Source organism: Mesorhizobium subarcticum (genome assembly GCF_055456085.1).
Genome location: NZ_CM144237.1, coordinates 6,472,349 through 6,499,015, shown reverse-complemented (window position 1 = coordinate 6,499,015; position 26,667 = coordinate 6,472,349). Strand labels below are relative to the sequence as shown.

Genomic DNA, 26,667 nt, shown 5'->3' with positions numbered 1-26,667 from the left:
TGAGTTTTCGGCGCGAAAATGCGTGGTAACAACATTTGATCTGCTAGCCGTATGTTGTATGGATTTGATGGCATTTATTCGCTAACAACGCTGGCATGTTTGTTGTTGAGAGAGTCGCGCGCGGCCACCGCTATCTTTACCTCGTGGAAAGTGTCCGCGACGGCAAAACCGTTCGCCAGCGCACGATAAAGGCGCTGGGCCGCAAGGATGCGCTGGTTGCCAGCGGCGAACTTGACAGATTGGCGGCCTCGATTGCGCGCCATGGCGAACGCAGCCTCATCCTGTCCGACATTGACGCGGGGCGAATTGCCTCTCGCCGCATCGGCGGTCCGCTGTTGTTCGGGCGGCTGTGGCAGCGGCTCGGGATCGGCGAGGTGCTGGAAGAGGTGCTGGAAGGGCGCCAGTTCGGCTTTGCGGTGGAACGGGCGGTGTTCGTTGGCACGCTGCATCGGCTGTTCGTCTCGGGCTCGGACCGCGACTGTGCGAACTGGATGGCCGATTATGGTATCGAGGGCGCCGAGGGTCTGGCGCTCCATCACTTTTACCGGGCAATGGCGTGGCTGGGCGAGGAACTCGGCGAAAAGGCGCAAGGCGCGCTGGTGGCGCGCTGCGTGAAAGACGCAATCGAGGAAAAGCTCTTCGCGCGCCGGCAGGACCTGTTCACCGACCTCAGCCTTGTGTTCATGGACACCACCTCGTTATCCTTCTACGGCGCGGGCGGCGAGACGCTGGGCAAGCGCGGGCATTCCAAGGACTTCCGCCCCGATCTGGCGCAAATGATCCTGGCGCTGGTCGTTGATGCCGAGGGCCGGCCGATCTGCACCGAGATGGTACCCGGCAACACCGCGGACGTGACCGTCCTGTTGCCGGTGGTCGATCGGCTGCGAACGCGCTTCGGCGTCACACGCGCCTGCGTTGTCGCCGATCGCGGCATGATCAGCGCCGATACCATCGCCGCGCTCGAAAAGCTGGGCATGGAATACATTCTGGGGGCCCGCGAACGCTCGAGCAGCGTGATCCACAACGTCGTGCTCAATGACGCGGCACCGATGGTTCCGCTCGTTCTCGAGCGCCAGCGCGGTGAAACTCAGTTGTGGGTCAAAGAGGTCAAGGTCGGTAAAGACCGCTACATTGTCAGCCGCAATGACGCCGAGGCCGAGAAGGACAAGGCCGACCGCCAGGCGATCATCGCCGGCCTCGAGGCACAGCTCAAGAAGGGCGACAAGGCACTGGTCGGCAACTCGGCCTACCGGCGTTACCTCAAGGCCAGCGGCAAGAACTTCAAGATCGATGTCGGCAAGCTTGCCGAGGAAGCCCGGTACGACGGCATCACCGTGGTGCGGACCAACGCGAAGGTGACCCCGCTCCAGGCCGTGCTGCGGTATCGCGATTTGCTCGAGGTCGAGAGCCTGTTCCGCGCCGCCAAGGCAACCTTCAATACCCGGCCGATCTTCCACCAATCCGATGCCGCCATCCGCGGGCATGTGTTCTGCTCGTTCCTGGCGCTCGTGCTCAGCAAGGAACTGTACCGCCTCTGCCGGGCCAAAGGCCTGACGCCCGAATGGCAGCCGCTTCTACGCGATCTCGACCGCCTCCAGGAAGCCACCATCGAAAAGGATGGTCGCATCGTCACCACCAGAACCCACGTTACGGGCCAAGTGGGCAACGTCTTCAAGGCAGCTGGCATCGCTCTGCCACACAACCTCGACGAACAACTCGCCTGAGATCATCCCCAAAATGTAGTGGTAACACGCGCCGGCGCGCGCCTAACGTGCTGATATAATAACATATTCTTACAGGCGGTGTTTAAGTGGGGCAAGGTTGGATTGAGCGCTTTGGCGGCCGCGATAGCAGCTTGGCGATCGGGATAATGGTCGGCAAAGACCGTGTCGTTATCCCCCGGCACCATGCGCTCTCGCCAAATCGGCGCTAGCTCGCCCTTGTCGATGAGCTCTTGCATGAACCAACGCTCGAACAAGGGACGATAGTGGGGCCAGACGGCCAGGACGACATCGGACGCCCGTTTCAACTCGGACCATTTCACCATAAATAGGCGCCTCCAACGCGAGGCCGCGTGGCCTGAAGTTTCATCATCATGCGGCCTTCTTCCTACGAAGCCGTCGGCCGTCACGAGTTCTGACGGCCCGCCCCAGCCCCAGCCGTTAGACCTGGGCCTGGAGTACCGCTTCGATCGCCAACAAGTCGGTTTTTGTCTTGTCCACGATCTCCTTCGTGCAGGCGATGCAGAAGATGGGTCGAGCGGTGAAACCGCTCTTCTGCTTCGGTATCTGGAAGCAGGCCGCCGCAGTCGCGATTCTCTCTTCGCAGCGATCGCAGTTTGTCGCCTTGCCACAGGTGTGAAGAACCGGCGACCCAGTTGACATGGAGAGCAGCGACGGGGTCTTACCCTTTGGCTTTGTCACCCAAGATCCCCTTATATCTTTTTGTTAAAATGTTGAGGATTTCTTCGAGGCTCTTGATGGAGCCTTCAAATTCTTCTGTCGACCAGTCTTTGCGTTCTTTAGGATTATTCTTCTTTAGTTCTTTATTTATGAGAGTGACACAGGCGACGAAGTTATTTGTGGCGGGCACGCCGCTGTTGATAATCTCGCGGCCCGCGCGATTGATACCTAACCTGTTCACGAGCATATTTGCTGCGCGGTTGACCTCATCGTTGAGGCCTTTACGGCGCATTTCCCACTCGCGGATGGGAAGCTTCTGATAGGGCTGTGCGGCCTTCGAGGTCGTTCGAGCAGTCGAACGCGCGAGCACGATGGCCTCCGCCTGGTCCGGGTCCAAGCCAAGCCGCTCGAGATTTTCACGCAGCTCCCTGATAATGTCTTCTTGTTCTGCGGACGTGAATTGCTCTTCAATGAGGGAGTCTACGATCTCGTAATTCACGACGACCGGCTCAGACAACTTCATCCTCGCCTCGCCAGATTTTACTTCCTCTGGCGGCTCCGGTTCCTTTCCACCAATGATTTCCTCCCAGAACTTCTGGTCGTCGCTTTCGAACAATTTGAATTCGCGGAGCCGCTCATCCAAGTTCATGCCGGCGTGTGTCACGACGTGACCGTAATTGTCGGGATGGCCAGGACTATTTTGTACGATTACGCGCAGGATCCGACCGACGAATTGAATGTACGGTGCCAGGGTGCGAAACGGTCGGAAGATCGCCGCAACGCTCAATTTGGGATGGTCGAAGCCCTCGCCGAGCATCTGGACTTGAACGATGCAGTCGAGCTCGCCGCTTGTCAGCCTCCGCTTGACCTCGACCTTCTTCTCTTCGTCCATCTCGCTGTAGATGAGGTCCGCCTTAAAACCCCGCGCTTCATACATCGCCGTGATCCTGCGAGCGTGATTCACGCTGCAGGCGACGGCGATCAGCTGATGGGCAGTGCCGGTCTCTCTCAACAGCTCAAGTTTTTCGAGGCTGTTATCCACAATGGTTTGGTTGCATGGGTCTGAGAGCGCGATCCCTCGGCTAAACCAATCCTTGTCTTTCATCGCCAGCACGTCGTCGAGCGAGTAGACCTTAGTCTCGCCCTTCGCCGTGAATTCAAGTTCGGTCGGTGCTGCGTAGGATGCCGTGATCCGCTTGATGTAGCCTTTGAACGTCGCCTTCTTGAACGGATATCGATAGACGAGATCACCGGCGATTTCCTGGCCGTCGCCGCGAAACGGCGTGGCAGTCATATTGATGACGCGCGCACCGTCGAAGTGCTCAAGTACCTTTTTCCAACTTTCAGCGGGCGAATGGTGAGCTTCGTCAACGACGATCAGGTCGATGAAGTCCTTGGGAAATTTGTAGAGCCATTTGTCTGTGTTAGTTGCGAGCTGCTGCACGTTCGACACGATGAAATGGGACTTCTCACAAACGGATATGTTTCCGGTGTCCAGCGTAGTCGCGAACGGCCCGCCGATCATCGCCTCGTCAGTGAGGATATTTCGTTTCCGCCAGAAACACTTCTGCCTATTCGTGACATCAAGCGCCTCGAACAGCCCCTCCTTGATCGTAAGGTTGGGCGCAACCACGAGCACGCGCCCCCTTGCGATCCCAAACGGTGCAATCGCGGCGATGCCGGATTTCCCGCAACCGACGGGAATCTGGATGATGGCTGTCTTGCCGCCCGCTTTGAAATATTCGTACAGGGCCTGGTAAGCTTCGATCTGCGGTTCGCGGAGTTGTAGGTTTTCCTCAATGTGTGCGGGTGTTTTAAGGAAGTACTGTTCCAGCGGGATGTTTGAGCGAACCCACGCATCCAAATCGGTTTTGCTGAAGAGCCATTTGCTTCCTACCTTATTGGACGGGAGGGAGCCTTCACGCGCGAGGTCATACAGCGCCGTTTTGCCGAGCTGCAGATAGCGCGACGTTTCCTCGATCGTCATCCATTCGTCGGCCATATCGAGACTCCTTCTTATCGGAATCTATCATATGGTGCCAGATGATGCAATGACGCCACTGTGACGAGCCGGCGCCTCCTTGCACGTTCGCGTCGAGGCGGCGCGAACGGACCGTCCTCAAATCGGAACTTCGAATGTGTACCTCTAGGTAATCGCAATCGCCCGGACCTCAGCAAGCAAGAGGGGCGAAAGTCCCAGCGCCTCGAGCGGACGAGTCCGCAACCACTGCAGCGCTCCAGCGGTATCAAGGTCTTTCCGCGCTGACATTTCGTTCAGCTTCATCGCGGTAACCCGCGATAATCCTAAAGAGATAAAGCTGATCATCGTTTTGTCGGATGCGCCGATCTCCAGGTAGAGTGGCAAAGACGGAATGCTGGATACCATGTCCACCAAGCCCGCGCTGTCGAGCGCGTAAACAAGAAGCGCGCTGTAGCAACCAAACAGGCGGACAGCTTGGAAACGGATATCCCCTTCGATTAAATCCAACGTGCTTCTGATCGTCGTTCGAACAGGTTTGGAGGCATTGCGCGAAATTTGCTCGTCGATGATCTGGGGAAGTGGGAGGCCAAGCATCCAGCGTCGCGCAATCAGGGCATGGAACCGATGCAGGTTTTTCGACGTGTCGATACCGAGGATAATCTCGTGGCACAGCTCCAAAACATCTGCGTAGGACTGAAACGCTTCGCTTTCCCGGGGGTGCGAAGGAATGAGGGTTCGCGCCGCATCGGCACCTAGCGCTATTTTCGCGCTCAGCCGTTCATAAAGGCGCTGCTGTTTGTGGGCAGAGATGTTCGGAGTTCGGCGGAGAACCGCCGCTGGCAGGGTGAGTTTTTCGCTGGCCGACGCAAGTGCGGCTTCTAACAGACCGGACTGGGTATCGCCCACCGCGAGGCCGGCCCGTTCGAATGTCTGATTTAAATCGCCACCTTTGAAATCGGTATAGAGGCGAACGAAAATTGTCTCGAGATCAGTCTCATCGCTGCGGCCTGTTGTCGGGGCGCCGGCAATCACAGTCATCAACTGGTCATGATGTTCGTTGAGGCTGCTCTCAATCGCCGGAGTGACGACCGAATCTTTTGGGCCGTCGAGCGGCTTCTTCTTCCATTTGTCATAGTCGATGAGGAAGATGTTGCCTTGAAACTCCCGCTTGAGCCTGCCGGCGCGACCAGCAAGGTTCCAGAAGTCTGTCGACTCCAGTGCTCTGGTCCGACCTTTTTCCGGAGCGAACATAAAGATATTCTTGGCAGGTAGGTTGACGCCTTGAAGCAACGTGCTCGTGCAGACGAGATAATCGATCTCACCAGACGATACGGCGGCTTCGATTGCACGTCGGAGCTGGGTCGGGATATTGGAGTAGTGAAATGCTACCCCGTGTTTGACGCACTCGACCAGTGCGTAGTTGGCGTGCACCGCTTCCTTCGCCAAGTCGGATAGAGCGAGGCGTGCTTCGGTTGGCTCGCGATCGGACATCAACTCCGCGAGTTGGAGTGCGACGCTTTCCGCTTCAGCCGCACCATTCGCGTAGATGATATTTGAATGCCCCTGTCCAAGCACCGCTGGGATATGGACGAGCTTCTCTGTTCGGCTCGCCACCGTGCGCCCCAGCTGCAGCGTTGCGACTTGCCGCAGCGTTCTTGATCCGTCGCCAGCGGTGTGGATCACCAGCTTCCCTTTGGTGGCGGACTCGACGGTCGTGACTAAAAAATTTTGGGCAACGGTCGGCTCTACGGACGAGAACTCGACCACATCGTCCAGGCCAAATAGCCGTCCAAAGACATCCAGATTACGGATCGCTGGGCTGGCGAAGAGGATTTGCGATGCTGGGTTACGGATTAGTAGATCGTCGATGACCCATTGCAGTAGTACGCCGCGTGATCCGTCCGCGATCGAATGCGCTTCGTCGACGATGATGACGCTGGCGCTGAAGTCGGGGTGAGCTCCCAGCGCGAGTTGTACCCTCTCTTGAGTCATTACGTAGATGGCACGCTCGGCGAGGGGCGTTTCAGCATCGATCGGGACCGTCACGATGTCGGGGACATCTTCGTGCATTCCCTGAAACTGGATTTTCAGATCTTCGGCCACCTGGGCGATCAGGGCGCGGGTTGGGACGAGATAGACGACCGACTTTGGCTGCTCGTTGTCGAAGAGCGCCGACAGATATCCCTGCAAGACAAATGATTTTCCCGCGGATGTAGGTGCCGCCAACGCGATGCGTCGACTTTGGATGAGGTTCAGCCACAAATTCTGCTGGAAATCTGTCAACAGCACTGTTTGGCCGTTGATCGTAACCTCATGAGCATCAGCCGACGCTATTTCCTCTGCCGCAAGCATGAGCGGTAGACTTGCCCGCGCGGAGGCCACGTCCGCGCGGGTGCCGATAGAAGGAAAGTTGCCGAGACGCGTGAGCACAACACGTAGGGCTTGGTCCAAAGGTACTTGGCCAGTTCCGAACAAGTCGTACGCACAAGTCGCCACTCTGAACGCCGAGCGTCGATGATCTGCCGTCTCGGAGCAAGCCAAGATGGCCGCCGAACGCATCAATCGCGTGGCGTCCGCGATGTCGGCGTGGCCATCGACAATGCCGCCGATTTCTTTGGTTAGCCACGCAATCTCAATGCGATGCGCCGCATCGTGGAAGCCGGGGTTTCCCCAAACCTTGTCAGCCAGTTCCTGCATCATGGCAGCCAGCCAATCCGAGCCTGAAATAAATCGCGAAATTCCTGGACGGCAGGGAGCGGAAAAAAGAACAACTCCACGTCCTGGGAATCCAGCCCGGCCGTCTGGAATGCGGCTGCGACCTTCGGGGCAACTGCTGCAAGCTTCTCTTTCGCCAGGGCTCGAAATGTATCTTCAGCGGCTTGATCACCAGCAGCGCTGGCCTTCTGGAAGCCATCAAAATCGAAGCCGATTAGGCATGTGATGACATCCTTACGTTCGTTGTATTCTTCCTCATGGGGGTCCAGGTAGCGCAGTAGCGCCGCTTTTCCGTCAGCTCCTAGTCCTGTAAAATCTATATTTCGCTGAACAAGCTGGAGTTCGTGGCCCAGCTCGTCGGGCTCTAATGATTTTGCAATCGATGTCGCGGCAGCGCTGATAGCCGCACCGACATCACCGTACATTTTCGACTCGCCCCAATAGAGGAAGAGCCGCGCGGTCTCCGGGCAGTAGCGAACGTGGACCCCATCCGCGCCGTGTACAGGCATCTGCGAATTAGTTTTTAAGGTCATCTTGGCGATGAACTGCGGTGCGCCTAATATCCACTCGGTCAGCAGATAGAGCAGCAGTTCGCCAGCTTCGCCATTTCGGTTCGTCGCTTTGTGCGCCTTAATGAAAAGCTTGGCTGCCGTATCGTTTAGCTGTGTGGTTTTGATCAGAAAATCGTCGAACGGCAGGGTCGACTGAAGCGCCTTTACTGCATCGATTTCCTTTCGAGTCAGCGCAAAAGGCGTCAGGTGAAGCCATGCCAACTCCACCAATTCATGGATGGTGGTTTTGCCTTGTCGAAAGGCGGGGAAATGCAGACGAAGGGTGGCACCGGCACACTCGCACGTAACCTCGTGCTGTAGCTCCCTTATCCTCGGGCCTAGCTTCGAATAATCGCGGTGAAGCGCTGCCAGGACTACGTCCAAGTCAGAGCTTTCGGCCTGGCCTACATTCGGCTGATTCAACTCACTCCCGGTCAAATTTATCCCTCCCAGGATTAGAGCTGAGAATTGCTAATGTAAGTAGATATTCGTCCTCTGCGATCCAGCTTAAAATCGCGGAACCCAATTTTTCTAAAGCTGTATCGATCGCTTTCGGCCAGCTCGCGAAGTGTGTCGGCGATCTTGTTGCTGCCTTCATAGCGCCAGCGCCCGCTTGAGATCATCGTGCTCGAAGGCGCTGGCCATCCGTGTAATTTCTGCAGAGCGGGCGCCGGCGGCCTTGGCGGTTTCACGCCACGTCGCGGTCACGGTCGCGACCTCTTTGATGATTACGCGGGCCTGCTGCAGTGTGAGGCCAAAGAACTCCGAAGCCGCCTCAAGCAGGTCGAGCGAGCAGGTGCCCTCGTCCAGGTCGATGTTCGTCGTCAGCACACGCGCTTTGAGGTCGGTGGGCACAGGGTTGAGGTCGTAGGCGGGAGAGAGAGACCATCCCGCCTTGCCGAGCCAAAGGAAGCCATGGTTGCGCAGGTGGTCATCGACATTGGAAATCAGCACGTTGAAGACGACCCGCCGATAGAGGGCATGAGCGTCGGTCTTCCCCTGCGCGCCATATTGCGTAAGAGCGTCGACGATCTCTGGGTAGCTGCCGCGCTCACCGTCCTTGGCGCCCATCATCGCCATCGCTGACAGGAAAGGAATGCGGGTCGAGCCGGAGCGATCGAAGCGTCGCGACAACATCACCGCCTTGCCGGCGACCTCGATCAGCTCATGGTGTGGCGTGGTAATACCGGACTGCTCGGCCAGCCGCAGCGCGATCTCCTCCCATGTCTCCATGCTGTAGTCGTCTGTTTCCTTCGGAAACTTGGCGATGGAGAGATGTCCGTGCTGGTCGATGACCGATGCTTTCGGCCGGGCACCGCCGAGGGAAGAGCCGGGGGCGAAGATTAGTTGAAGGTCCTCGTCCGTTTCCTCGTCCCGGAGGATCCGTTCAGTGATCTGGAGCAGCCGCCCGAGTTCGATCAGGGCGGGGACGCCGGCGCGGATAGGCGCCTGGAACGTCTCTTCGCCTGCCCAGCGGAATCTGAGGGCGCCTAGGCGGGTCTCGTCGGCGACGCCGAGCAGGTAGTCGCTTTCCGCAAGGGTGCGAACGGCGCGGCCTTCGCGTTCGGCAAGGCGGCGCTCGGCCCGTTGCATAAGACGGCGCCCCCATGTGTCGGGAGCTGAGTCTCCGATGGAGCCGAAAGTCACCAGTCCGGCAGGAGGGGCGAAGGCGCCGCGGGTTAGGGCAAGGGCAGGTTCAAGCGAGAACCGGTCTGGATCGGCGAGCCACGCGCCATCATATTCGAAAAGGATAGTCTCCGTGCCTCGAACGCGATTGCTCCTCGCCAGTCCGATAGGGCGCGTGCGTCCATCCAGGTCGATATGTGCCTCGAAGTCAGCCATCGCGAGATGATCCGACTGTTCGCTTGAGATGGACGTGCTTGGGCAGTTCCGCGCTGGCCAGCGCTTGTCCAACCGGGTCGTTGCCGATGTCGGCGATCTGGCCCAGACCGTCGAGCAGGCCGAGCGCCTGAAGGACACCCGCATAAATGCCGATGCTGACATTGGTATCCCCAGCCTCGACCTTTTGCAGGGTCGAGCGGGACGTGAAGGCGCGCTCTGCGACGACAGCCATTGGCAGCCGGCGACGCCGACGGGCATCGTGGATGTCTGCACCGAGCTTGCGCAGGACGCGCCGCACAGCGGCGGGAGGGTTATGTGGTGTAGGCATTTGAAACCTTCGCACTGCAGATTGGCCAGATATGTAGCACGAAGATTACAATTTTTCTAGCCCATCGCGCGATGCTTATCCCATTGAGGGAGGGGATGGCGGACCGGGCCGGTGACGGTATAATTCCGGGAAACTGAATGGTGGCCGGCGTAGTCTGGCGTAGAGGCGGCGGTGCGGGCTGAGGTGAGTTTCGGGGTGATGTCGCCGCCGCGCCTGCCGATAGATGGCGGAACCACAATTTCCGCGATCTGCCAGAAAAAGCCAATGATTTCAAAGGCCGGTACTTTTGACGGTCTATATGACGGTATACGGAAATCGATAAAATATTTTTCGTAATGAATTCAGATGCTTAATATGTCAGTTGATAATCGAGTGGGAGTGAGGGGCAATAGTGTGTTTTCGGCGCGAATGTGCGCAACCGCTACTGCCATTGCCTGCTGCCAATTGATGATTTTCAAGCTCCTTTCAAAGACACGATCGATCTGAAAGCGGCGCGCTAGAGATGTAAAGCGCCGCAGCGCCCTCAGAGGGCTGTGGCGTACCATGGCGTGCAAATCGGCCGGTTATCGGGGGTTGAGAGAACTCGCTATGCTGGCCTGCGCAAAGGTCGGTGAAGTTCGCTCCGGTGGAATCATGCGAATGTAGCTAGGGTTCATGTCTTGCTTCAGCTTGTTCAGTTGAATGCGTGCCTTGGCGCGCAGTGCTGGGTCCGACCGATCCTGCACCGCGCTCAACAGCTTCGCTGCTTCCTCCAGTTCTCGGAGCTGCGCCAGGCTGCGGCCAAGGCCATACTGCGCGCCAGGAAGGTCCGGATTGAGCTCAAGCACTTTGCGAAAGGCGTTGGCAGCCTCGGCATGGCGACCTAACGCTTGGTACTCGATGGCAAGTCTCGACCAAGCCTTGATCGATTTTGGTGCGATCTCCACCAGCGAGCCGAAGCTGTCGACTGCCGACCAGTGATCGCCTTTGGCGACGAGCAATTGCCCCAATCCGTACAGGGTACGCGCATGGCGAGGATCGGTATCGAGGATCTGGCGATAGGTGTTTTCGGCATTGACCAGGTTGCCTGCCTCGTGGAAGGCGGTTGCCTGCTCGAAGACGGCGCCCACGGACCTGGCGTCGAGTCGATCGCCGAGATTGCGTCCTGTCCTGGTCTTGACCAGAACGCAATGGATCGTGGTTTCCTTGACGCCGAACGAGTATTTGTAAGGCTCGTTGCCGCGCAGGAAGTCATAGCTGCGGAAGCCCTGCTCGATCGCCCGGCGAATGCAATAGCCATGAAGCACAAGTCCCGACGGGATATCGTTTGCGGTCTCATCGCGCCCGGCGAGATGGAAGAGCATTGCCTTCTTGACCGGGTCGACCAGGAACGCCAGGCCTCCGAGTGGCTTGTCGCCTTGCCAGAGGATCGGCAGAAACAGCGTTCCGCTCTCGAAGGCATCCCTGAACAGCATCTGGTTGGACCTGATCAGTCCCGGCAGCAAATTGCCTTTGCGTGGTGCCCATTTGACGCGCCACATTTCGAGGATGATGCCGATGTCGCGTTCGATCGTACCGGCGTCGGCATGAGTGATACGAAATTCATCGGAACCGTCGAGCTTGCGTAGGAAGCGCCGAATCTTCTGGCGGGTGTTCGAGCTGGTCTTCTGCTCAAGATAGCTGTCCCAATCTCCCGGCAGTTCGGCGGCCGGGCAGATGCAATTGTCGACATTGTCGATTTTGTTGAAGCGCGGCAGCTTCTGGGCGATCAGCCGCTTGTCGGCAAGGTTGTCGAGCAGCAAGCGCCGCCGCTTCTCCGACATGCGCAGATTTTCGAGATGCAGGATGGCCCAGTTCATCTTCATCAGATGCCTGGCGAGCGCCGGGATCGCGCGATCGGCATAGCCCGGCGCGCAAATGATACCTGCATAGTCGGCCGAGTAGTTGCCTGCCATGTTGATCTCGTTGTGGCAGAGGCCGGTCTTCTTGTTCAGCCTGGTGCGCAGCCGCAGCGGCAACAGGGCAACGTAGGGAGAGCCTGGCGCACCCGACCGTACCGCCAGGATGGCCCAGGCGTCTTCATAGCGGCGGACATAGGACGACAGGAACGTCCAGGAGAGGAAGAACTGGGCTTCTGGATCCTTTTGATAAAGATCATCCCAGTTCTGCCTGAGAGCGTTCAGTTCCTCCCGTGTCGTGATGACGTCGATCTGCATGGTTTCCCCCGATTACTCCGTTGGTTCCTTGTTGGAGCTCACTGTTCCATGAATGCCCTGGACATGCTGTCGGCGATCGGCTTCGTCAGGTAGCTGAAGAATGTCCGTGGACGCTCTTGCACCATTATTTCGGCCGGCATGCCTGGGGTTGGCGAAAAACCGTGCACCTTCGCCAATTCGCTCGCCGGCACGCGCACGCGCGCCAGATAGACTTCCTTCGGAACCGGACCCTGCATTTCAGGCAAGGCATCGGCTGAGACATAGTAGATCTCGCCCTCCAGCACCGGCGTGGTGCGCCGATTGAGCGCAATTAGCCGTATCGAAGCCTTTTGCCCGACCTTGACGTTGTCGATATCGGTGCGTGGAATCTGCGCTTCGATGACCAAAGGTACATCCGAAGGCAGGATCTCGAGGATGGCCTTGCCGCTCTCAATGACGCCGCCGGCGGTATGGTAGTACATGCGAATGATGGTCCCGGGCACGGGTGCATTGATCGTCACGCGACGAAGCACGTTGTCCGCCTCGCGCGATTGCTCCTTCACTGTGTCCAACTCCGCTTCCAGGCTTTGCAAGTCCTGGAGCGCCGACTGCCGATAGGTGTCTCTCGTCTGTGTGATCTGCTGCTCGAACCTGACGATCTGTTCGCGATTCTCGGAGACTTCCGCCGCCATCTTCCCGACCTGGCCCTCGGCGTCGGCCATCGCCCGCTGAATAGCCTTCACCTCGGGCGCCCGGATAAAGCCCTGGTCAAGAAGCATTTTCTTGCCCTGATACTCTTCCTTGAGGAGCTGCAATTGTCGCCGAACCGATGAGATTTGCTCCTCAATTCCTTCGTTGCGGAATTCCATGGCTTTTATGTTCTGGTCAAAAAGCGCGATATCGCTCTCGCGTTTGCTCTCGGCTGCATCGAAATTGAGCTGCTGGCTTCCCATGATGGGCGAGACTTCCGGGTCGTAGCGATTATCGAGGATGATTGGAGGAAACTGGATCTTGCCGCTTCCCCGCACCTCGGCATTGAGCCGCGCTGCGATAGCCTCGAGCCTCGCCATCTTTAAAAATAATTGCCGTGCATTGGTTTGGGCGGCGGTTTCATCGAGCTTGATGAGCGGCTGATCCTGGCTGACATGATCGCCTTCGCTGACCAGGATTTCCTTGATGATGCCGCCTTCGAAATGTTGGATGATCTTGTTTTGCCCGGTGGCGACGAAACTGCCTTGAGCAATGATGGCCGATGCCAGCGGCGCCGTGAATGCCCAGCTGCCGAAGCCGCCGAATGTCACGAGCATGAGCAGCAGGCCAAACATCGTCTGTTTCGAGATCGAGCGTGGCACTTCAGAGTACCACTCTATGTCATGAACTTTCGCGATGTCGGTACTCATCTTCAATGTCCCCCGCTATTGGATCTGATGACCGAACGAACCGCCTTCAATGCTGAGCCCGCGGTTCGCCAACGCCTGCAGGACATCCTGCCGCATGCCGAACAGGGCGACGGTGCCGTTGGCCAGCAGAAGTATCTTGTCGACGCTCTTCAGCAGGGACGGCCGCTGTGTGATGGTGATCACTGTGATCTTGTTTTCCTTGGCGTGCTGGAGCGCACGCTCCAGTGCGGCGTCACCGGCCATGTCGAGGTTGGAGTTCGGCTCATCGAGTACGACAAGGCGCGGATTGCCGAAAAAGGCGCGTGCAAGGGCGACGCGCTGTTTCTGACCGCCGGACAGTGGGGCTCCATCAGCAGCCACGAACGTCTCGTAGCCGTGTGGCAAAGTGGAGATCATCTCGTGGACGTCGGCAAGTGAGGCGGCCTGATAGATCTCGGCGTCCGTTGCATCGTCGCGCATGCGGGCGATATTGGCCTTGATCGAGGCGGGGAATAACTGAACGTCCTGCGGCAGGTAGCCGATGTTCTCGCCGAACTGACGCGGATCCCAGTTGCGCAGGTCCATAAGGTCCAGCCGGACATTGCCTGATGTCGGTAGGATCGAGCCGACCAGCATCTTGCCCAAGGTCGTCTTGCCGGCGCCGGAATTGCCGATGATCGCCAACGAGTCACCCGGCGAGAGCGCGAACGAAATGCCGTTCAGCACGACGCGCTTGGTTCCCTGCGGCACGAAGAGAAGGCGCTCGACATCGAGGCGCCCCTCGGGACGCGGCAAGTTCAACCGTTCGAAATTGAGCGGCGACGTCTGCAGCAGCGATGCAATGCGGCCATAGGCAGCGCGGGCATGCACGACGTGGTTCCAGCCCTCGATGGCGCCTTCTATGGGTCCCAGCGCCCGGCCGGCGATAATCGATGCGGCGATGACCATGCCGCCGGTCAATTGACCATCGATCGACAGATGCGCGCCCCAGCCAAGCATTGTGACCTGGGTCAGAAGCCGCACCGCCTTCGACACCGACGCAAAGACGATGTTGCGATCCTGCGCGATGACCTGTGCGCGAAGCGAGTTCGCGGTATCCTTGCCCCAGATCTTCACCGCCTCGGGGATCATGGCGAGTGCGTTGATGATCTGGGAGTTGCGCGACATCGAATCAAGATGGATGTTGGCCTTGGTCTGGTGCGCATTCGCCTCGCTGAAGGCTGCGGCCGTCGCGCGTTGGTTGATAAGGGTGATGAGCAGCAGCAGCAGCGCCGAGGTGGCGACGATGAACCCCTGATGTGGGTGAATGAGAAACACCGCCAGCATCATGATGGGGGCCATCGGCGCGTCGAGGAACGATAGCAAGGTGCCGGATGTCAGGAAGGTTCTCAACTGCTGCAGGTCGCCCAGGACTTGGTATTCCTTGCCGTTGCTGTTCAGCGAAGCCCTGGCCGCCGCACTGAGGATCGGCGCGCCCAGCTGGGCCGCGACTTCCACAGCGGTGCGCATCAGGATGAAGCGGCGAAGCGCATCGAACATCGACTGCAGGACTACGGCGCCGACGATCACCACCGTCAGCATGATCAAGGTGTCGCCGGAGCGGCTGGTGAGAACGCGATCCGAAATCTGGAACAGATAGATCGGAATCGCCAGGACGAGCACGTTGCACGCCACGGTGAACATCATCACGATCAGCAGGTTTTTCTTGACCGCTCCCATTCCGGCCTTGAGAGCAGCGCCGAAATCGACCGGGCCGAGGCGCTTGTGAAAGATGCCGCCGCCGCCACCGCCTCCGCCACGCCGACCGCTGTCATCGCCACCGCCGGGCGGCGACCCGCCCTGGCTCGGTTCCTTCGCCTTTATCGGACCGGTGTCGCCGTCTATTGTGATCACGCCCGGCGCCTTAGGGACGTCCTTCATCTCGGAAATTGATGGTTTGTCAGGCGTTTCGGGTGTCACCTTGGCCTGTGGTTCGGCAGGCCGTTGCTGCGTTGGTTCCGGCTTTGGCGATACTGGAGCGCTTGGCTTTTCCGCTGGCGAAGCCGTCTTGGCCTCGGGTTCCCCAAGCCGCTGTTGCTGCGCGGTCTCTGGCTTTGCCGCCGCCGGTGCGGCCGCGGCACCTTGCTTCTCTTGCGTCGACGCTGCCCTTGGTTCTTGCGCGGGACGCGTTGGCGCGGTCTCGGGTTTTGTCACAACCGGCATGGGGGAGGGAACCGCCGAGGGGCGGCTCTCCGTGGCGCTCTGGCCTGACGGCCGGGCCGGCTCCGGCCTGGTGGGGAGCGGGTCTGCCTTGTCGGTGGCGGGCGCCACCTTCGGAGTTGGTGACGCCGCTGCGGGGGCTGCATGCAGACGCACGATGTTCGACGAGATCGACAGCTCGGCGGAATGCTTCATCGTATGCCCGTCGGGAGTCACTTTTTCCTCGGGCCGCGTCTCCGGTATGGCGGAGACTGGCCTGGCAGGTTCGGGCTGAGACTTCTTCGCCATCGATGTCTGCGGGGCTGCAACCGAGGTCGACCGTATTTCGGCTTGCCTGGTCTGACTGCCCCTCTCCGCGGACACAGGCCCGGTGGGCGCGGCCGTTTGTGTTGCCAGCATCACCCTGGGCTGGGACGCCGCCGCAGCCGGTCTGGCCTGCTCCGCGGTGAATGCGGCTTTGTGGGCAGCCCCCGCTGCCTGCAGGCGGGCCTGGGTTTCAACTCCATCCTGACCATCCTTGGGGGCGGGCTGTGCCGCGACGTCGTGCAACTGGCCGACAACGGTGTCGATCGCCTTCATGGTGCGATCGATAGCCCGCTCATGTTGCCGCAGGGCGCTTGAAAGTGTCTTACGAGGCATCGCCGAACTCGGCTTCCGCGAGGCGCCCTCGTCATCCTGCAGGGCGGCTTCGAGGTCCTCGGCAAATGTTTCCCAGGACAGGTCGCGATCGTCGGTCATGATATCCCCCCGGATTTCCGATCAACCCAGTATTGTTTGCATGCCGTCAGCCTGGACGTGGTCCGGCGTCGGCGCGATTTGATGGTCTGGCTGCGCAGCGTCGTGTGAAGTGTCGTCGGCTAGGAATGCGACCGCTTCGCTGGTCAGTGCGTTGGGATTGTGTCCACCAAGGTCCGGTTCGCTCGAAACAAGGTTTGCCTGGATCAGTATCTCATCCGAATAGTGCTCGCCGCCGACATAGGTCTTGCCGGTCCCGTCGACATCGACGATGCCAGCGAAATTGGCCACCTGGTTGCCGCCGGTCGTGGTCGTCCAATGCGCCTCGGGATGGGCAACGAACTGGTTCATTGCCAGGGCGACCTGGTCGCTGTCGCCAAGTATATTGGTCTGGGAGACGTATTGAATATTAAGCAGGTCGCCGGAGATGTAGAGGACCCGCAGGGCACCGAAACCGGCGAAGGCGGGGTCGTTCAGGATGTCGCCAGGGCTGGCGCCCTTGCCGGCGGCAAGATCCCGGGCTGCCGTCAGATAGGAGTCCGGCAGAGAGTCGAATTGTTTTCCGCCAACGTTAATGATGGCGGCGCCGTTCCAAAGCAGGTTCCCGGCGGTCGAGTACGAGCCTTCACCGGATGTCTCGAAGCCATCCACCGCGCCGATCTGGTCATTGTTGACCATGATGTTCAGCTGATGGATGATGTTCGCGTCGTAGATGTGACCACCGATGATGATCAAGTCGTAGTTGTAGCTCAGTTCATTGAGTGAAATGTCGTTTACCGCCGTATTCCCGCCGGTGCTGACCATAGTATTGACGCCGGAGGAAGACAGGACCGTGGTGTCGTTGTCGGTCATGAAGCTGTACTGCTGGAGCCAGTTCATGATGACGAGGTCACCGGTGACCTGCGTGACGACCCACGCCGCCGGGAATCCATCGGCGTGTGTCGGCGCTTCGTTGGCGGCCGACGGATCGATATGCTTGAACGCGGCGATGTTGAATGCCTCGTCAGGCGCCGTGCCCAGCTTCCAGCCGTTCAGGCTCGAGCTGACCGCCGCGCTGTCGCAGATCTCGTTGATCTGGACGATGGCATTTACTTCATAGACGTTGCCGACAACGGCGATGACCGGCGCTCCGGTCCAGTCGTTGGTCAAAACCGCGGAATTGAGCATTGTATTGCCGCCGGCGTCCAATTCGACGGACGGAGCCAACGTACCGTTGCCCCAGCCCGACATGAAGTTGGAAGAGTCAGGCGCCACGGTGTAATCATCCTTGGCGCTGCCGTCGTTCGAGCTGTCGCTGTTTTGGTTCTTCAGGTAGTTGAGATGGTCTTCCAGTTTTGGCGCAGCATCATCGCTGACAAGTTGCCCGTTGACGTAGGTTCCTTCGATAGGCCCCGATGCGGCGTCCGCACGCAGTATGAAAACGTTCGCGTCGCCATTTGAGCTGTCGGAATAGGCCTCGATCCGCTCACCCGCAGTCACGACGGTTGCTGCCATGTCGGCGTCGGAGCCGGGCATCGCCAGATCGTCGAGCGGAGACACTTGCGCCGCGTGGTTCATCAGCAAAGCCAGTTGGCTGCTGTCGTCGACCGTCGGAGTGAACGTGAGACCATGACCTCCCGCGCTCACATAGTCGTTGTCTGACAGGCGGTTCTCCTGATTGATGTAAACGGCGACCGAGCCTGGTGGCTCGACAATCGGCAGGATCATGCCGCCGCCGATACCCGGCAGATGCGGAAGGTGAAAATGATGGTGGGCCGGGCTCAGATGCCCGTGCATATGGATTTCGGGAGGCCTGTACCAAAAGTTCGAACTGACGGTGTACGGCACCAGATCCGGCTTGATCCCCATATAAGGAACATGCGGATCGAAATCGTCCAGCGTGTACGGAGCCTTGATAGTGATCTTGGCGCTGGGAAGGTCGGTATTGTCTTGCTTCGCGGCCTCGTCGATCTTGAAGTCGTCGTAGGTCTTTAACTGCCGTGCCTCCTCAACCGAGACCTCGAACATTCCGATGAAATGCGAGATTACTTCGGTGATCTTGTCCAGCTGCATGGAGTACACGGTAGCCTCCGTATCTTGAGATCATTTCGCGCTCGGTCCGGCGGCATGTCTCCCGGATTGGCCGGACTGCGCGGAAATATCCGCGCAGTCCATTTTGTCGCTGATCTGCTTCGAGATCAGCCGATCTGTCATGCACCGGTATGATCAGAAGAGCCTTCACCGGCAACGGTGTGATGGTAGTCGCCACCCACCACGGTCTGAGAGACCAGGTTTTCTTGCAGGTTGGCGCCCATCACGAGCTGCTGGTTGAACATGCTCGGGGAGATCGTGGCGTCCGCCGAGGCGTGGCTGTCGCCGGTCACGTAGCCGTCGTGGCCGTTGCTCGAGCCCCAGGTCCCGCCGTCGCCACCGGCGCCGCCGTCACCAGTGTAGGCCGTGCCGCCTGCGCCGCCGTCACCAGCAGCACCACCCAGGGTGAAGCCACCCTGCGCATCGCCGCCTGTGCCATCGGCCCAGGCGCCGCTCAGCGCATGACCGCCGTCGCCGCCAAGTGCCAATGCCGAGCCGCCGAGGCTTGCGCCGCCGGTAGCGCCGCCGCTGATCGCGCCGCCGCCGGTTCCGTCACCGCTCGTTCCGCTACCGCCGGTTCCGTCACCGCTCGTTCCGGCACCACCGGCTCCGGCACCGCCGATTCCGCCGTCACCACCGGTGCCCGAACCCGAGCCCGCGCCATAGCCTGAGCCATAGCCAGCGCCGAGAGCGTTGCCGCCGTCTGCCTCGGAATCGCCACCGTTCGAATGGGCATTGCCGCCATCGGCCTTGGCGTTGCCGCCATCAGCGTCGGCACCGCCGCCGCCGCCACCGCCGCCGCCACCGCCGCCACCGCCGGTGGCATCGCCGCCGTCACCCTTGGAGTTGCCGCCGTCGCCATAGCTCAGGACCGGAATCTTGGCATCGATGCCGTCGCCTGCATGGCTACCATTGCCACCGGTCACGTCGCCGCCGTTGCCGCCATCGCCGCCATTGCCGCCATCGGCCTTGGCATCGCCACCGTCAGCCTTGTTGTCGCCGCCTTCGGACTTGGCGTCACCGCCGTCCTGGGCCTTGGCGTCGCCGGCTTCAGCTGCACCGACACCGAGCCCGAGACCGAGGCCCAGACCGAGGCCGAGGCCATCGCCGCCGTTGGCGTTGCCGCCATCGCCGTCGCCGCCCTTGGCATTGCCGCTGTCGCCTTCGGCGCCCTTGGCATTGCCGCTTTCGCCGTCGCCGCCCTTGGCGTTGCCGCTCTCTCCGCCGCTGGCCTTGGAGTCGCCGGCATCAGCCTTGTTGTCGCTCTTGGTGTCACCACCGATGGCTGCGCTGAGCGCAAAGCCACCCTTGCCGTCGCCAGCTTCGACGTCGCCGGACTTGGCATCGCCGCCATTGCCGCCCTCGGCGCCGTTGGCCTTGGCATCGTCACCGCCGCTGCCGCCGCCGCCGCCGGCCGAGATGCCGTCAGCTGACTTGGCGTCGCCAGCCGTGGCGTTGAAGTTCAGGTTGAGCGGAGCGTTGTTGCTGACAGTCGCGCTGTCGATCTTGTCGTTGTCGTCCAGCTTGTTGACTTGGTTGATGATGGACGCGCTGTTGTTGCCCGAACCCGTCATCGAATTGTTCAGGATGTCCTTGAAGGTGATGTCGTCGCCAGGATCATAAGTGACGTTGCCGTCCTTGTTGCTTATGATCGTGTTGTCCTTCCAATCGCCGGTGCTATTCTTGCCAATGTCGGCGAAGTCGTCATCGGAATTACCGAGCTGACCTTCAAGCTTGACGCCGACATCGACATTGACGTCGACCTTGGTGTCGTTGACGTTCTTGTTCTCGTTCGAGTTTTCGTTCTTGGTCTCGTTCGAGTTTTCGTTCTTGTTCTCGTTCGAGGCCTGATTCTTGTTTTCGTTCTCGTTCGAGGACTTGTTGTCGTTCGAGTTGTCGTTGTCGGTCTTGTTGTCGTTTTCGTTAGAGGCCTTGTTGTCGTTTTGGTTCTCGTTCTTGGCGTCGGCCGTGTTCTGGTTCTTGTTTTCGTTCGAGTTGTCGCCACCGCCGTTGCCGAATTCGCTGTCGACGATCTGCAAACCGAATGCGTTGATGTTGTTCTTGTCGAGGTCGAGAGACATGGTTGTGTCCTCAGTTTGCCGCGACTGCCGAACCGCATTCTTCTCTTACGCGGTTTTGGGCTCTACGCGGACGTTGCGTTTAATGCGGTGAATGGATTGTCGGACCGAGGGGACTGAGGTCCGAAATCCGGAAGTCATCATCAATTTGCTTGAATACCTCCCGTTGACGTGGGGAGAGGCGGCCCAGTCAGGCATTACCGAGCGAGCGCCGGACCAGCATTGGTCCGGTCGTCAGAACGGTGAAGTCTGGATGTTCCCCAATCCCATCTTGGAACCTGAGAAGTCTGTGACCAACGGCGGTGGATTGTAAGCTGACAGTTCGGGCTAGCCCGTTTGGCAGGAATGCGAGAGACGCGTTCCTGCGTGGTCAAAACGGCTGGATTTTGCCTTGACTGAAGTCAAGACGACATCGCCGGGACACCGGTGGTCGCGACGGAACATGGTCGGCTTTGCCATAGCTCCTCAGAACTATATCAGCCCGTGCTAATTTGGTGTATAAGTCCTTAAGATTAGATCGACGTCGCTCAAAAAGCCCCCCGTGTGATCGACGAAAGACGTGGAAAGGAACAATTAGGCGCTTCGCGTAAATCTGCTTGGACGCGCCGTGCTTTGGTTTCACGAGTTGGAGAACCCCTCCGTTCGAAGGAGGGGCGAGGGCTCGAATGTCGAAATAGAAAAGTCGTTTAGTCGTGTACTATAGGGTGGGGTGGAAACAATGTCCAAAATGAACATGCGGGGCGCCGTGGGTAGCGGCGCAGGTGAAAACTGGACGAGCAGAACCATACTAACCGTTTCTCCGGTCGATAGGTTTCCGGAATGTCTTGTCTACGCAATAGAGAGGGAATTTCCCTTGATAGCCGTGGAACAGGCCACCAGCCTTGAAGCCGCCTGTGCGACATTCGAGAATCCCGTTTGCTTGATACTCGTCGACACTGAATTCCTGGACCGGATTGGCGACCATGCTGCCAGTCTTATGCGGCTCCATCCAACCGCACCGATCGTTCTTGCGCAGCGAGATAGCCGGGTGTCTATTTCCGTCCAGGACGTCCTCGATGCGAAAATCGTGCGTGGTGTTGTGCCGATGGATCTCAGGCTTGATGTCTGGCTTTCCGTCGTCAGGCTTGTGCTTCGAGGTGGCGAGTATTTTCCGCTGGCCATGTTTCAGTCATATGCAAACGGCTACTCCGACAAAGGTCCGGACACCGGACAAGCTCTTACTGCGGCGCGCCGCGATGCAAGTTTCGACGAGATGGGCGAACTGACCGAGCGCGAATTTCAGATTCTCGAGATGGTGGCACGCGGATTGCAAAACAAGATCATCGCCGCAGCGCTCCATCTTTCCGAGCATACGGTCAAGATTCATCTGCACAACATCATTACCAAACTCGGCACGCACAACAGAACCGAGGCCGCCGCGATATTCCATGGTCGCAAGGGCACACTCAACGGCGATAGGCCGCCGCACATTTCTGAGTCCTAGCGGCCGGTGATGCCCCGCTTTCAGGAAATCCTGCTGCTCGTTGGCCAGTTGAACTATACCTGGACCAACACTGAAAGCCTTTTGATCTACCTGATTGCCGGCTTGGCGAAGGTCGACAAGGAAACAGCGATCATCATTTTCCTGACGCTAAACACGACACGCGCGCGGATCGAGCTGGTCGAACGACTGGCGAAGATGCCGAAAACCTCGGCGGCCTGCCGTCAGGCGGTCCTGACAGTTACCGAAAAACTCACGCGTCAGGCGAAGCTGCGAAACAAATACAGCCATTGTATTTATTCGTTCGATGAAACAGGAACCCATGCAAGCACGCAATTGATGCGCATTGTCGATGGGAAAGATGAGGTCAGGTACGGAAAAATAGAGGCGTTGGATGACAGGGAAATAAATAAAATCCAAGAATCGATCGACTGCATAAGAGACATAAACAAAGGCATATGGTCGATCGTCGAGGGAAATTCGTTTCCAAGGTGAGGCTCGCCCGATTTGTTGTCTGCAGGCCGCGAGAAGGATGGGCCGTAGGACCACGCCATCGAGGACAAATGGCATTGCACCCGTTCGCCGGTCGCCTCTGATCGGGCAGCGGGTTGATCTGCCGTCACGTCGACAGTCGGCCAGGGATGCGCTTCAGGCCGAGATGGCCGGCGAGGCCTTCGTTTTGGCGGCGCTCGCGACAGGCTGACGGGTTTTTAGCACTTTGTCGCGGAGGGCTAGGGCCTGGCCGTGACCCGGCTCAAGCTCCATGCAGTCATCCAGACTTGCCAGGCCTTCCTTGATGCGGTCGAGCTTTATCAGCGCCAGACCACGATTGTAGTGCGCCGCGGGCACATTGCGCCTGATGTCTATCGCCTGGGTGATCTGCTGTTCCGCCTCTTCGTATCGCCCCTGTTGAAGGAAGATCACGCCGAGGAGATAGCGCACGTCAAAATGGCCAGGCTCGATATCCAGGATCTCGCGATACATCTTTTCCGCGTCGGCCAGCTTTCCAGCCTGATGCAAGCGGGCGGCCGCGCTGAGACGTTGCGGCAGAAGCGACCGTCGCGCGGCCTCCGATTGCTGAAGCAGCTGGAGCGCCCCGGCATGGGCCGGATCGGCATCCAGGATCTGCCGGCAGGCGCGAGCGGCCCCTTCGAAGTCGCCCGCCTGATGGAGCCCTTCTGCTCGCGTGAGTACAACGGGCAGGCTCCGTCTCTCCAGCCTGTCGCGGAGATTGCGGCGGGTGGCTGTGCTCACGAGAAGGCACTCGATCCTGCGCTCGAGGCCGCCAAAATCATATTTGTAGGAGAAGTCTCCAGTCTGGAGATCATAGACGGCAAAGCCGTTCTGGATGGCCCAGCGTATGCTGTAGAGATGAAGCGCAAAGCCAGGCGCCGGCTTCTTGATTTCGAGATCGCGTCCATTGAGCATGCCGATCAGCGACCGGTTCTTCCGATCGATCAAGGTGGCCTGCACCCCGATCGCGCTCTCGCCATGCCAGAGGACGGGAAGATAGAGGGCATTATCCTCGAATGCGCACCGCAGCATGTTGCGGAAATTGTTCATCATTGCCTGGGGCAAGCCCGGATGATATCGCGCCGCCAGTTTGGCGCCCCATTGATTTTCCCAGAACTGAAGAAGCGTCTGCAGGTCGCGTTCCAGCGTCGCGGCGGTGGTGTTGGTGACGCGATACTCGGCCGCATCGTCGATTGCCCTCAGCGTGCGCCTCGCGGCCTTGCGCGTCGCCGGGCCTAGTCTGTCGTTCAGGAATTCATCCCAGTCACCAGGCAAATTCACGTAGACATAGATGTCATGATCGATGTTGTCCCCGTCGTCTGGCCGCCTCACCTTGCCGGTCTGGAATTCCGGCTCGGAAAACGCCCCCCGAAACGCGTTCAGCCGCCGTGGCGACACGAACATGTTTTCAAGGTGCAGCTTGGCCCAGTTCAACTGCTTCGTTCGTTCGGCGAAGGCGCGGACAACGACCTCCTGAGCCTCCGGGTCGCAGATGAAGCCGGCATAGCCGGCAAAATATCCGCCGCCGGTTCTCAATTCGTTGTGGAATGAGCCGTCCCTTGCCGTCTCGGTACGAAGCTGCAGGGGGAAAAAGCCGAGATAGTTCGATGAATCGTCTTCCCTGGCGGCCAGAACCAGCCATTGATAGCGGAGTCGCTTGAACCAGCCTGCTATCCATGCCCAGGACATGAAATATTGAGCTTCGGGATCTGCCTCATAGACCGCATCCCAATCGCCTCTCAGTTGAACGAGAGTGTCGAAGCTGTCGATGACATCCACACGCATGGCGTTGACCTTGCTCGAAGAGCTTCGGCAAACAGGCGGTGATCGCGGTACTGGCTGCCCCCCGAAGCCGAAAATAGCTTTGATGGTCCCATGCAGGGATTGGCCTTGCAAGACGATCAAAGGATTGAGGGATCGCAGGAAATCCGCACCAAAACCTGCCGCCGGGCGCGGTCAGGCACCGCGGGTGGCCAATGGCCGAGGCAATCGGCTAGGATTCGATCCGCGTCCACTTGCCGGTTGCGCCCTGGGATTGCCGGGCAAAGTAGTGATAGGAGGTCTGCGACCAATTCTTGACGGCGCTGCTACGGTTGTCGAGGATAAGGTCGCCCTTGTCGGTGCGTACGGTAAGGACCGTATGTCCCGCACCGCCAAGTGTCACGACCGTCAGAAGAAGGGCTGAAGCAGGCCAGCCGCGCTTCATGAGCTCGGATTTCTTCAAGATCGCAAAATCCTCGCAATCGCCTTCTGTCGTCGGGAGGCGCCAATCGTCGGCACTGCCGGCGGAAGAGTCGCTACGTTCTCGGATCCTGGCGTTGACGGAACTGTTCACGGCCTGCAGTTCAGCCTGGCGCGCCGCCGTGAGCTTCACCTCTTTTGTTGGCCCGCTCGTGCTGCAGAGCCGCGGCTGTCTGGCGCAGAATGGCCGGAAGGCCGGCGGGGCGAATGCGTACCCCTTGGTGACCATTGTCGCGGAAATGCTGCTGGTATTCATGCTCTCGCTGCAGCCAGCTGTCAGCATGGCCACGGCTACAATCGCAGCCAAACGAATCACTTTGTCGTCCCCTTCTGTCAGTGGGCGACAATCAGCATTTCAGAACATACTAAATCAACCCTTGCTAATGGGGTTTGCACAGCTTTCAAAACAATGTATAGTTAACAATATGTTTCCGGTGGTCGGAAACGTTGATATAGCGCCCAGTTTGGGGACGGGAGCGCCTTTTTTCCCTTAGGAGGAAGAAATGCACCTGTACCCAGCCCGCGCGAGCAGGGTTCGCTCAACCTTGCTTGTTTCATCCGCCCTTATGGCGGCGACTTTCGTAACTCCAACAGCAGCACAGAACAATGTTCGGCCGCGCATGACGGCCGCCCAATGCCAGCCGCTGACGGAATCCAACTACGCGCTTTGCTGCATCGCGAGCAATCGCAGGAGTATCCTGACGCGTGCCCAAATCGAAATGTGCCCTCCGATCACGACTGCACTCATCGCATCTGTTACTGCAAGCGATGGTGAAGGCGGCGGTGGCGGGTCCGGTGGTCGAGGCGGTTCCGGCGGCTCGGGCGGCGGCTCGGGCGGCGGCGATGGCGGCGGCTCGGGCGGCGGCTCGGGTGGCGGCGATGGCGGCGGCTCGGGTGGCGGCGATGGCGGCGGCTCGGGTGGCGGCGATGGCGGCGGCTCGGGTGGCGGCGATGGCGGCGGCTCGGGTGGCAGCGGTGGATCCGGTGGGTCCGGCGGCAGCGGTGGATCTGGCGGCGGCTCAGGTGGCTCCGGCGGCGGCGGCGGTTCGGGTGGCTCCAGCGGGAGTGGTGGCTCCGGTGGGTCCGGCGGAAGCGGTGGGTCCGGCGGGTCCGGCGGCGGTGGTGGATCTGGCGGCAGCGGTGGATCTGGCGGTGGCGGTGGCTGAGCACCGCTCAAGCAGATAGCCACACCACGTTCGAAATACGGACGGGCGCCTCTATCGGGCGCCCGTTCGATTGTTTGGTTGGCCCCAAGGAGCGTGGAGAAAACGGAGTTCGCCAGCGTTGCGCAGCCGCCCCCGGGTACCATGAAGGGCCCGGTTTCTATCGGCGCTGCAATCAATACAGTATTACTCAGATGCAAAACCGCTTCACAACGCTGTGAGTTGCGAAAAAAGGTGGGGACTCCTCATAGGGGCGGCTTTTCATTTTCAATCGATTGTGATTGGTTTTGCTTGCTTGTGTTGCGCAGAATGCCGGAGGGGGCTTGTGCGACTTCTTTCGATAATGATCAAACTCGGCGTGATTGCCGGTGGGCTTGGCTTTGAAACCGAAGCACAGTGTCGAGACTTGGCGGCAATGGCGACCACTTCAATCCGCGATCCGGCGGAAGCAATGCGTCTTCAGGAAGAGCTGGCGACGCAGTTTTCGTTGCTATCCTATGGCTCCGGCATAGGGGCCGAACTTTCGCGTCCGTGGGACGAACTGCTCGACCTTGTCGAGTCGGTGCGATGCGCGTCTCATCTAAATTGACTGACCGGCCCGGCGAAAGGTCTAAAGCTGCCGCAGCACGGGCTGCTGTCAAATTCGCACGGCGCCTTTAAAGAACATTGCGGCCTTGCCTCGTCAGTCTCTTTTGCAGGTCACATTCAACGTTTGTTGGATGGATTTCGGCGCTCCAGACCACCGAAGAGGTCCAGACGGTCGATGTCATTTTTCATGCTCGTGAAAGGCGTTCCGAAGGCCGCTTGAGCTCCCCT

At 59.3% G+C, this 26,667-nt stretch carries 19 protein-coding genes; 6 read left to right on the top strand and 13 right to left on the bottom strand.

Annotated features, from left to right (window positions below; translation table 11 throughout):
- Positions 1–95: 95 nt before the first annotated feature.
- Complete coding sequence (locus ACZYHG_RS31660; RefSeq protein ID WP_464611946.1) at positions 96–1,724, top strand: IS1634 family transposase; 1,629 nt, start codon at positions 96–98, stop codon at positions 1,722–1,724.
- Between the two features lie 2 nt (positions 1,725–1,726).
- Here the strand turns inward: ACZYHG_RS31660 and ACZYHG_RS31655 are convergent, their stop codons facing one another.
- Positions 1,727–2,047, bottom strand: coding sequence for a hypothetical protein (locus ACZYHG_RS31655; RefSeq protein WP_464611945.1), 321 nt, complete (start codon positions 2,045–2,047; stop codon positions 1,727–1,729).
- 167 nt (positions 2,048–2,214) lie between these two features.
- On the opposite strand from ACZYHG_RS31655, the gene ACZYHG_RS31650 reads away from it, so the two are divergent.
- Positions 2,215–2,361: a hypothetical protein gene (locus ACZYHG_RS31650; RefSeq protein WP_464611944.1), complete on the top strand. Its 147-nt coding sequence runs from the start codon at positions 2,215–2,217 to the stop codon at positions 2,359–2,361.
- Positions 2,362–2,403: 42 nt separating this feature from the next.
- Here ACZYHG_RS31650 and ACZYHG_RS31645 read toward each other — a convergent pair whose 3' ends face one another.
- The 10 genes from ACZYHG_RS31645 to ACZYHG_RS31600 form a co-directional block, all read right to left on the bottom strand.
- The gene (locus ACZYHG_RS31645; RefSeq protein WP_464611943.1) at positions 2,404–4,404 is read right to left on the bottom strand and encodes a DEAD/DEAH box helicase; all 2,001 of its coding nucleotides are present in this window, start codon (positions 4,402–4,404) and stop codon (positions 2,404–2,406) included.
- Between the two features lie 144 nt (positions 4,405–4,548).
- Positions 4,549–7,083 carry a DEAD/DEAH box helicase gene (locus ACZYHG_RS31640; protein WP_464611942.1) on the bottom strand — a complete coding sequence of 845 codons (2,535 nt, stop codon included), beginning with the start codon at positions 7,081–7,083 and terminating at the stop codon, positions 4,549–4,551.
- Complete coding sequence (locus ACZYHG_RS31635; protein ID WP_464611941.1) at positions 7,080–8,087, bottom strand: HamA C-terminal domain-containing protein; 1,008 nt, start codon at positions 8,085–8,087, stop codon at positions 7,080–7,082. Before ACZYHG_RS31635 ends, ACZYHG_RS31640 begins: the two co-directional genes overlap by 4 nt.
- Before the next feature lie 156 nt (positions 8,088–8,243).
- A complete protein-coding gene (locus ACZYHG_RS31630) occupies positions 8,244–9,491 on the bottom strand; it encodes a type II toxin-antitoxin system HipA family toxin (RefSeq protein WP_464611940.1) in 1,248 nt (415 codons plus the stop codon).
- Positions 9,484–9,819, bottom strand: a complete 336-nt coding sequence (locus tag ACZYHG_RS31625) for a helix-turn-helix domain-containing protein (protein WP_010185539.1) — start codon at positions 9,817–9,819, stop codon at positions 9,484–9,486. The genes ACZYHG_RS31630 and ACZYHG_RS31625 overlap by 8 nt, the downstream gene beginning before the upstream one ends.
- Positions 9,820–10,382: 563 nt before the next feature.
- Entirely contained in the window at positions 10,383–12,014 is a 1,632-nt protein-coding gene (locus ACZYHG_RS31620) for a GNAT family N-acetyltransferase (RefSeq protein WP_464611939.1), read from the bottom strand.
- Positions 12,015–12,052: 38 nt separating this feature from the next.
- On the bottom strand, positions 12,053–13,393 hold the full coding sequence (locus ACZYHG_RS31615; protein WP_464611938.1) for an HlyD family type I secretion periplasmic adaptor subunit: 1,341 nt from the start codon (positions 13,391–13,393) through the stop codon (positions 12,053–12,055).
- A 15-nt stretch (positions 13,394–13,408) separates the two neighbouring features.
- Positions 13,409–15,574 (bottom strand): type I secretion system permease/ATPase, encoded by a 2,166-nt coding sequence (locus ACZYHG_RS31610; protein ID WP_464614837.1) that lies wholly within the window; start codon positions 15,572–15,574, stop codon positions 13,409–13,411.
- Positions 15,575–16,330: 756 nt separating this feature from the next.
- Complete coding sequence (locus tag ACZYHG_RS31605) at positions 16,331–18,358, bottom strand: type I secretion protein (RefSeq protein WP_464611937.1); 2,028 nt, start codon at positions 18,356–18,358, stop codon at positions 16,331–16,333.
- A 137-nt stretch (positions 18,359–18,495) separates the two neighbouring features.
- Positions 18,496–20,457, bottom strand: coding sequence for a hypothetical protein (locus tag ACZYHG_RS31600; protein ID WP_464611936.1), 1,962 nt, complete (start codon positions 20,455–20,457; stop codon positions 18,496–18,498).
- A gap of 715 nt (positions 20,458–21,172) precedes the next feature.
- Between ACZYHG_RS31600 and ACZYHG_RS31595 the strand changes: the two genes are divergently transcribed.
- Together ACZYHG_RS31595 and ACZYHG_RS31590 are read left to right on the top strand one after the other, a co-directional pair.
- Positions 21,173–21,937 carry a helix-turn-helix transcriptional regulator gene (locus ACZYHG_RS31595; protein ID WP_464611935.1) on the top strand — a complete coding sequence of 255 codons (765 nt, stop codon included), beginning with the start codon at positions 21,173–21,175 and terminating at the stop codon, positions 21,935–21,937.
- Positions 21,938–21,946: 9 nt separating this feature from the next.
- Complete coding sequence (locus tag ACZYHG_RS31590) at positions 21,947–22,429, top strand: hypothetical protein (RefSeq protein WP_464611934.1); 483 nt, start codon at positions 21,947–21,949, stop codon at positions 22,427–22,429.
- Positions 22,430–22,582: 153 nt separating this feature from the next.
- On the opposite strand, the gene ACZYHG_RS31585 is transcribed toward ACZYHG_RS31590, so the two are convergent.
- A complete protein-coding gene (locus tag ACZYHG_RS31585; protein ID WP_464611933.1) occupies positions 22,583–24,232 on the bottom strand; it encodes a GNAT family N-acetyltransferase in 1,650 nt (549 codons plus the stop codon).
- 208 nt (positions 24,233–24,440) lie between these two features.
- Complete coding sequence (locus tag ACZYHG_RS31580) at positions 24,441–24,971, bottom strand: transglutaminase-like cysteine peptidase (protein WP_464614836.1); 531 nt, start codon at positions 24,969–24,971, stop codon at positions 24,441–24,443.
- A gap of 436 nt (positions 24,972–25,407) precedes the next feature.
- Between ACZYHG_RS31580 and ACZYHG_RS31575 the strand changes: the two genes are divergently transcribed.
- Positions 25,408–25,854 carry a hypothetical protein gene (locus ACZYHG_RS31575; protein WP_464611932.1) on the top strand — a complete coding sequence of 149 codons (447 nt, stop codon included), beginning with the start codon at positions 25,408–25,410 and terminating at the stop codon, positions 25,852–25,854.
- A gap of 322 nt (positions 25,855–26,176) precedes the next feature.
- A complete protein-coding gene (locus tag ACZYHG_RS31570) occupies positions 26,177–26,440 on the top strand; it encodes a hypothetical protein (protein WP_464611931.1) in 264 nt (87 codons plus the stop codon).
- Positions 26,441–26,667: the final 227 nt, after the last annotated feature.

What these genes read in the sequence shown, in the direction of transcription:
- ACZYHG_RS31660 (WP_464611946.1), top strand. Translation starts at nt 96, where the DNA reads ATGTTTGTTGTTGAGAGAGTCGCGCGCGGCCACCGCTATCTTTACCTC.
- ACZYHG_RS31655 (WP_464611945.1), bottom strand. Translation starts at nt 2,047, where the DNA reads ATGGTGAAATGGTCCGAGTTGAAACGGGCGTCCGATGTCGTCCTGGCC.
- ACZYHG_RS31645 (WP_464611943.1), bottom strand. Translation starts at nt 4,404, where the DNA reads ATGGCCGACGAATGGATGACGATCGAGGAAACGTCGCGCTATCTGCAG.
- ACZYHG_RS31640 (WP_464611942.1), bottom strand. Translation starts at nt 7,083, where the DNA reads ATGATGCAGGAACTGGCTGACAAGGTTTGGGGAAACCCCGGCTTCCAC.
- ACZYHG_RS31630 (WP_464611940.1), bottom strand. Translation starts at nt 9,491, where the DNA reads ATGGCTGACTTCGAGGCACATATCGACCTGGATGGACGCACGCGCCCT.
- ACZYHG_RS31625 (WP_010185539.1), bottom strand. Translation starts at nt 9,819, where the DNA reads ATGCCTACACCACATAACCCTCCCGCCGCTGTGCGGCGCGTCCTGCGC.
- ACZYHG_RS31620 (WP_464611939.1), bottom strand. Translation starts at nt 12,014, where the DNA reads ATGCAGATCGACGTCATCACGACACGGGAGGAACTGAACGCTCTCAGG.
- ACZYHG_RS31615 (WP_464611938.1), bottom strand. Translation starts at nt 13,393, where the DNA reads ATGAGTACCGACATCGCGAAAGTTCATGACATAGAGTGGTACTCTGAA.
- ACZYHG_RS31610 (WP_464614837.1), bottom strand. Translation starts at nt 15,574, where the DNA reads ATGCCGGTTGTGACAAAACCCGAGACCGCGCCAACGCGTCCCGCGCAA.
- ACZYHG_RS31605 (WP_464611937.1), bottom strand. Translation starts at nt 18,358, where the DNA reads ATGCAGCTGGACAAGATCACCGAAGTAATCTCGCATTTCATCGGAATG.
- ACZYHG_RS31600 (WP_464611936.1), bottom strand. Translation starts at nt 20,457, where the DNA reads ATGTCTCTCGACCTCGACAAGAACAACATCAACGCATTCGGTTTGCAG.
- ACZYHG_RS31595 (WP_464611935.1), top strand. Translation starts at nt 21,173, where the DNA reads ATGTCCAAAATGAACATGCGGGGCGCCGTGGGTAGCGGCGCAGGTGAA.
- ACZYHG_RS31590 (WP_464611934.1), top strand. Translation starts at nt 21,947, where the DNA reads ATGCCCCGCTTTCAGGAAATCCTGCTGCTCGTTGGCCAGTTGAACTAT.
- ACZYHG_RS31585 (WP_464611933.1), bottom strand. Translation starts at nt 24,232, where the DNA reads ATGCGTGTGGATGTCATCGACAGCTTCGACACTCTCGTTCAACTGAGA.
- ACZYHG_RS31580 (WP_464614836.1), bottom strand. Translation starts at nt 24,971, where the DNA reads ATGCTGACAGCTGGCTGCAGCGAGAGCATGAATACCAGCAGCATTTCC.
- ACZYHG_RS31575 (WP_464611932.1), top strand. Translation starts at nt 25,408, where the DNA reads ATGTGCCCTCCGATCACGACTGCACTCATCGCATCTGTTACTGCAAGC.